This is a genomic window from Lysinibacillus sp. RC79 (assembly GCF_041262405.1).
GTDB lineage: Bacteria > Bacillota > Bacilli > Bacillales_A > Planococcaceae > Lysinibacillus.
Map to the genome: position 1 here is coordinate 74,381 of NZ_JBGCCD010000021.1, position 6,760 is coordinate 81,140.

Genomic DNA, 6,760 nt, shown 5'->3' on the forward strand with positions numbered 1-6,760 from the left:
TACAGCCTAAACATCATACCATAAAATTTTTTTTGCGAGAAAAATCCTCCCTTAATCAAATAGAGGTTAACGATTACCAGAATCGACAAGGTTGCAGAAGACTATTTAAGAAAGCACACTTTAGTTCTTTTGATAGTAGTAGAAATTAAAAAATACGTATGTAAAAACCGCACTTATTTACCATACGGTGAATCGTATCATAAATAAGTGCGGTTTTTAAAAGACCACCAAGAACGTTGATGTAACAATGTTATAGGAGGTTTTATTTAACCAAATTCGATGATTTCGGTTGTTATAAATGATGATAATAATTTTTGAATTCCTTCTAAAGTTGCAAAACGTTGTTCATTTGAAAAAATATCGGTGCCTACAAAGTCATAACCTAACCAAAATACAGTTGTAGGCTTGTTAAAATTTAAACAAATTGTTGTCTCTTCTATCGATTTATATTTCCCATTAGCATATGTGCTGTCCCAAGTTTTGTTCTCGATCGTAAATGCGTTCTTATTGTTTGACCAAAGAGAGCTCATATTATAATTATGCTGCCAGATCATGATTGGAAGTAAACGAAGTAATTCTTGATGATTTGTGATAGTCATTAAAAAAAATGTGCTACTTTTTGATTGATGCCATATTTCAAAAGGTAGGTGTTCGTCCTGCAAATGTTTTTTTAATTCCTCGCTATCTTCCTTTTCCCTTTGCTCAAATAAATAATATAGGGGGAATGCTGCTAAGCTTTCTGTAAAATAAGCAATTTGTTCCTCTGTATAGTCGGGATAATACATCTCACCAATATTTATGGCAAATTGAATACCTTCATGTACAAAAAAGTTATATCCACCTGTTGAAGGCTCGCTCTTATAATACTTTTGAGGCAAAAAGCCGATTCCTAAATTCATAGTTATCACATCCTTAAAATTCAGTATAAAGCTTATACGATAAAACGGCACTTAAACCTATTACGGAGAACTGCTTTATTAAGTAAAAGAAGTTTTTTTGAAAAACAGAGACAGCACCATTCCATTACGTGTAGATGGTGCTGTTTTTTGTAAACAGTTTTATAAATTTGAACGATCATTAGCTCAATCCAGCCACTGCACCTGATGCTCCTAAAGTAGATAAAGTAACAGCAAAATCTAAATCAATTACAGGCACAACTGAAAAAGATGCTACTGTACAAGTTTATAACGGGGTAACATTATTAGGGGAAGCAAAAGCAAATTCAAAAGGGAAATTCACTGTGAAGATTAAAGTTCAAAAAGCAGGTACAAGCCTAACTGTTGTAGCTAAAGACAAGGCTGGAAACAAAACTGAATCAACAATCATAAAAGGTGCTTCAAAATAACAAACACTAATATTTATTAGTGCATGAGAAAAATAAAAAGGACTGTCATAAAAGTGACTTTTGTGACAGCCCTTATTCTATCCCATGGTTTTCATAAGAATGAATTAACTCCATAGAACTCTATAACTGACCGCAAACAATATTCTGAATTATAGAAATTTATATATTTTCTATAATTAAAAGACTCTAAAAATTCCTGAATTTTCTTTGCTGATCTAAAGATTTTTATGCTTACAATATGTTATTTTGACGCATCTATTCACAAATTTTATAGGAGTTCATTCTATTATTATTATAAAACAAACCTATATGCATTATTATTCATTTTTTGTAATAAATATTTAATATTTATAAAATGGTACACTTAGTATTTTTGTGTACAAAAGGGTAAATAAATTAATTTTCATAGCGATTAATCATTAAAAAATATAAAAAAATAAATTGACACTCAAATGTTTATGACTTAATATGAGTCTCAGCATAATAATATAGCTCTTATTAATAACCGTTGAGACGAGGGGTCGAAGATACGGTGGCCAAACAATTTAGTTCAGAATGAATTAAATCCAGTGGGCCGAACCTGAGCACAAAATTTACTTTTGTGAACAATAAGAGGAACAGCAGCTGATAGTATTCGAAGCTTTCCTTAAAATTGGGTGAGCTTTTTTTTATGCCCTAAAATCTATAATTTTGTTAGGAGCAGTGAAAATTGTCAGAAAAAGTATTATTCACATCGGAGTCTGTTTCGGAAGGACATCCAGATAAAATTGCAGACCAAATTTCAGATGCAGTATTAGACGCAGCATTATCACAAGATCCGCTATCACGTGTGGCATGTGAAGTATTCACAACTACAAACACAGTAATTGTTGGTGGAGAGATCACAACAAAAGCAGAACTAGATATCGAAAAAATTGTCCGTGATACCCTAATCGGCATTGGTTACACAGATGATCAGTTCGGTATTGATGGTCATAACTGCAATGTACAAGTATTAGTACACACGCAATCTCCTGATATCGCAATGGGTGTTGATTCTTCAAGCGATACAAAAGAAGTTGGTGCAGGTGACCAAGGTATTATGTTCGGTTTTGCGACGAATGAAACTGAGAACTATATGCCTCTAGCAATTGAAATGGCGCATATGCTTGTAAAACGTGCAACTGAGCAACGTAAAAATGGTCAATTCAAATGGGCTCGCCCAGATATGAAATCACAAGTAACTATTGATTATACAGATAGTAAGCAACCTAAAATTGATACTGTTTTAATGTCAATACAACATGATGATGATTTTGACCAAGTAGCATTCATTGATTACGTTACAGAAAACGTAATTAAAGCTGTTGCGAAGCAATTTGGTATGAATGAGGACTTCCGCATTTTAATTAATCCTACTGGTCGTTTCGTAGTAGGCGGACCACACGGAGATGCAGGTTTAACAGGACGTAAGATTATTGTTGATACTTATGGCGGCGCAGCTCGTCATGGTGGTGGCGCATTCTCTGGTAAAGACTGTACAAAAGTTGACCGTTCAGCGGCATACGCAGCGCGATACGTTGCAAAAAATATTGTTGCAGCAGGCTTGGCAGATAAATGTGAAATCCAATTATCATATGCAATTGGTGTAAGTGAACCAATTAGTATCGCTTTAGAAACATTTGGTACAGAAAAAGTAGCGAAAGAAGACATTTTAATAGCGATTCGTCAATTATTCGACTTAACGCCAACTGGCATTATTAACATGCTAAATCTACGTAAACCTCAATATCAACAAGTTGCAGCTTATGGTCACTTTGGACGTAGTGATGTAAATGTAACTTGGGAAAATACAGACAAAGTTTCGGAATTACAGCAACTCTTAGCAGTTGCTATGGGACAATAATGCAATGCGTGCAAGATCGAGTGGCTACAGAGGAGTTTTTAGTCACTCAAGACCGCATGCCATTATTTGAAGCTTTGGTCAATTACGCTAAACAAGAAGTTACGCCGTTTGATGTACCTGGACATAAAATGGGGCTACATGAAAACCCATTAAAATGGACGCTTGGAGAAATGACATTAAGAATGGACGTAAACTCGATGAAGGAACTTGATTTATTAAGTCATCCGGAATCGGTTATTAAAGAAGCTCAGCAATTAGCTGCACAAGCATTTAATGTAGACTACGCTTACTTTTTAGTAAATGGAACTACTGTAGGTATTCTGGCGATGATTTTAGCGACATGTAAACAAGGAGATACATTGATCGTTCCTCGTAACTGCCATAAATCAGTTATGAACGGCATTATATTAAGTGGAGCAAAACCAGTATTTATTCAACCTGAAGTTGATCAACATTTTGGTATTGCACACGGAATTTCAGTTGAACATGTAAAATCGGCGCTTGCAGAAAATCCACAAGCGAAAGCTCTACTTGTGACGTATCCAACCTATTTTGGTTCGATGAATAAACTGCAAGAAATTTGTCAACTCGCACATGAACAAAATGTAACAGTTATAGTTGATAGTGCACATGGAGCGCATTTAACATTTTTACCAGATGCAAACGATGCAATTAGTGCTGGTGCAGATGCAGTAACGATGAGTATGCATAAAACTGGGGGTTCATTAACGCAAAGTTCGCTTCTTTTACTACAAGAAAAAAGAATTGATTCGAAGCATTTGCAAAAAGTATTAAATATGCTGCAAACGACGAGTGCAAATTATTTATTAATGAGTTCTTTAGATGTAGCACGAAGGGATTTAGCGTTGTATGGACAACAACGTTATAGCAATTTAAAGTCAATTGTTGATGCGGCAGTTGAAGAAATTGAAAATAATTCACGCTATGAAGTACTTAAAGCTGAATACGTACAAGGAAATTTCAATCAATCATATGATTGGACGAAACTTGTTATTCGTGTGAACGATATCGGTTTAACTGGTTTCGAAGTTTACACAATATTGAAACAACAGTATGGAATTCAATTAGAACTTGCTGAAGGATATGTCATAATGGCAGTCATTAGTCATGTTGATACGAATGAAACAATTGGTAAATTAGTCCATGCGTTAAAAGATATAGAACTTTATCACGCTAAAAAAGATGCGATTCAGTCAGCTTATGTGATAGCAAATCAAATAAATAGATTAGCAATGACACCGCAACAGGCGTGTAATGCAGAAACAGAAACAATTTTAATTTATGATGCGGTAGGTCGAATTAGTGCAGATTCATTAATGATTTATCCACCGGGAATACCATTAGTAATCCCCGGAGAAGTTATTTCAGAGGAATTAGTAGAATTATATAACTTCTATTTTCTCAATTTTGGGAATGTTCTAAACGAAACTGAAGAAGAAAATTTTATAACAGTCGTAAGGGAGATAGATAAATGAGCATTGAATTATCAACATTAGGTAGACACGTATTAATCGAATTTTATGGTTGCCCAAGTGAAATTATTGAGCAAAACGCTTTAATCGAGCAGTTTATGAATGAAGCTGCAGACTATTCTGGGGCAACAATTGTAGAATCTTGCTTCCATCATTTCAACCCATATGGTGTTTCGGGTGCAGTCATTATTGCTGAATCACATTTAACGATTCATACTTGGCCAGAATACGGATTTGCTTCTGTAGATGTTTATACTTGTGGCGACTCAGTAAGTCCTTGGAAAGCAGCAGAATATTTAGAACAAAAACTGCAAGCGAAAAAGACAGAATCATTTGAAGTACCTCGTGGAATGGCTGATAAAATTCGCCAATTTGCAGAACAAGAAATTGATACAATTCTAGTAAAACAAGAAGTATTAGAGGACGTGATTTAATGAAATGGTATACAGAACAATGGAGCAATAACTGTAAATTTTCAATCGGATACAACGAAGAAATTCATAGTGAACAATCTCCGTTCCAAAAAATCGATTTTTATAAAAGTGAAGAGTTTGGTACTTTCTTCACTTTAGACGGATTGATGATGGTTAATGAAAAAGATGAGTTCGTTTATCACGATATGATTACGCACCCAGCATTCGCTACCAATCCAGATATAAAAAAAGTATTAATTATCGGTGGAGGTGATGGTGGTACTGCCCGTGAAGTACTACGTTACAAATCAGTAGAAAAAGTAGTAATGGTTGAAATCGATGAGTTAGTATTCCGTTTAAGCCAGAAATACCTTCCAATTACAGCTGCTGGTGTTGAAGAGGATCCACGTATGGAAATGATTTACGATGATGGCTTAGCTTACGTTCAAAACGCTGCTGATAAATCATTCGATTTAATATTAGTAGATTCTACTGATCCAATTTCAGTCGGTGAAGGTTTATTTACAACAGCTTTCTATAAAGAATGTTACCGTGTATTAAATGAAAAAGGAATTCTAATTAACCAACACGAATCACCATACTTCGCGGAGTATGCAGAAAACATGAGAAAAGCACATAAAAAAATTAAAGGTATTTTCTCTATCGCAAGCGTATATCAATTCCATATGCCAACATATCCATCGGGACACTGGCTATTCGGATTTGCTTCAAAAGCATTACATCCAATTAAAGATGTTCAAGTAGATGCTTGGGACAAATTTGCTCTAAAAACGAAATATTACAATACAGATTTACACGTTGGTGCATTCGCACTTCCTACATTTGTGAAAGAGGCACTTGATCGTGATGAATAAACCTTTAAACGTAGAAACTTACTCTTACGACAGAGGATTATAGGGACTTTGTGGAGCTTGTTGCGAAGGAAGTTGAGGCTTCGTTAGATTTATATTTGAGTGCCGTATAATAACCTCACTTATCCATGTTACGTAGAACCGTATCACAAGTAATAGTAAACCAGAAGTTTAAACTTATTGCATAAAAAAGTGAATAAACACAAAAAAGTCGCCTCATGGGCGACTTTTTTTGTTGTAGGTCTAAAGGTGGAAGATAATTAGTATTTAATAGAAATATTGACAATTATTTTTCAGACAACTAAGCTTAATTAAAAATAGAGTTGGAGAGTGGATTGCCATTGGAAGTCATTAAATTAAATTGTCCGAATTGTAATGGAAAAATTGAATATAGAGAGGGACAATCATTCAAATGTCCTTTTTGTGAAACTGAAATAATGTTGAAAGAGAATAAAGTTTATTATGTTGATCAGACGATTAATAATTATTATGGTACAACTTCTTCGAATAAAGCTACAAGTCCAAAAACGAATTTAAAAGCGCTTTTAATGATACCGATTGTAATCCTTTGTGTATTCCTTGGCTATTTTCTTTTGAGCGGCAATCAAACAGAATATGGTAACCATGAGGACATACCTGTTCGGAAAATGCCTGAAATGAAGTGACCCCTAAAAGTTAGACACGGTTATTTCATTAGGCAGCTTGGGTAAAACGAGTTCGGTATTGCACCGGACTCGTTTTTAATTTTGCCT

General features: G+C 34.6%; 6 protein-coding genes and 1 pseudogene. 6 read left to right on the forward strand and 1 reads right to left on the reverse strand.

What is annotated here, in order from left to right:
* Window positions 1–266 precede the first annotated feature (266 nt).
* Complete coding sequence (locus ABH968_RS18385) at window positions 267–899, reverse strand: hypothetical protein (RefSeq protein ID WP_370046268.1); 633 nt, start codon at window positions 897–899, stop codon at window positions 267–269.
* Between the two features lie 209 nt (window positions 900–1,108).
* Between ABH968_RS18385 and ABH968_RS18390 the strand changes: the two are divergent.
* The 6 genes and pseudogenes from ABH968_RS18390 to ABH968_RS18415 all read left to right on the forward strand — a co-directional run.
* Window positions 1,109–1,345 (forward strand): annotated as a pseudogene (locus tag ABH968_RS18390) (Ig-like domain-containing protein); the annotation flags it as partial.
* A 709-nt stretch (window positions 1,346–2,054) separates the two neighbouring features.
* On the forward strand, window positions 2,055–3,230 hold the full coding sequence (metK, locus tag ABH968_RS18395) for a methionine adenosyltransferase (protein WP_370046269.1): 1,176 nt from the start codon (window positions 2,055–2,057) through the stop codon (window positions 3,228–3,230).
* Window positions 3,230–4,726: an aminotransferase class I/II-fold pyridoxal phosphate-dependent enzyme gene (locus tag ABH968_RS18400; RefSeq protein WP_370046271.1), complete on the forward strand. Its 1,497-nt coding sequence runs from the start codon at window positions 3,230–3,232 to the stop codon at window positions 4,724–4,726. Before metK ends, ABH968_RS18400 begins: the two co-directional genes overlap by 1 nt.
* On the forward strand, window positions 4,723–5,157 hold the full coding sequence (gene speD, locus ABH968_RS18405; protein WP_082172725.1) for an adenosylmethionine decarboxylase: 435 nt from the start codon (window positions 4,723–4,725) through the stop codon (window positions 5,155–5,157). The genes ABH968_RS18400 and speD overlap by 4 nt, the downstream gene beginning before the upstream one ends.
* Window positions 5,157–6,011 (forward strand): polyamine aminopropyltransferase, encoded by an 855-nt coding sequence (speE, locus tag ABH968_RS18410; RefSeq protein WP_370046273.1) that lies wholly within the window; start codon window positions 5,157–5,159, stop codon window positions 6,009–6,011. The genes speD and speE overlap by 1 nt, the downstream gene beginning before the upstream one ends.
* Before the next feature lie 338 nt (window positions 6,012–6,349).
* Window positions 6,350–6,673 (forward strand): hypothetical protein, encoded by a 324-nt coding sequence (locus ABH968_RS18415; protein ID WP_370046274.1) that lies wholly within the window; start codon window positions 6,350–6,352, stop codon window positions 6,671–6,673.
* Window positions 6,674–6,760 lie beyond the last annotated feature (87 nt).

Excerpts from the sequence above, each read along its gene's own strand:
- speD (WP_082172725.1), top strand. The coding sequence starts at position 4,723 with ATGAGCATTGAATTATCAACATTAGGTAGACACGTATTAATCGAATTT.
- ABH968_RS18400 (WP_370046271.1), top strand. The coding sequence starts at position 3,230 with ATGCAATGCGTGCAAGATCGAGTGGCTACAGAGGAGTTTTTAGTCACT.
- speE (WP_370046273.1), top strand. The coding sequence starts at position 5,157 with ATGAAATGGTATACAGAACAATGGAGCAATAACTGTAAATTTTCAATC.
- ABH968_RS18385 (WP_370046268.1), bottom strand. The coding sequence starts at position 899 with ATGAATTTAGGAATCGGCTTTTTGCCTCAAAAGTATTATAAGAGCGAG.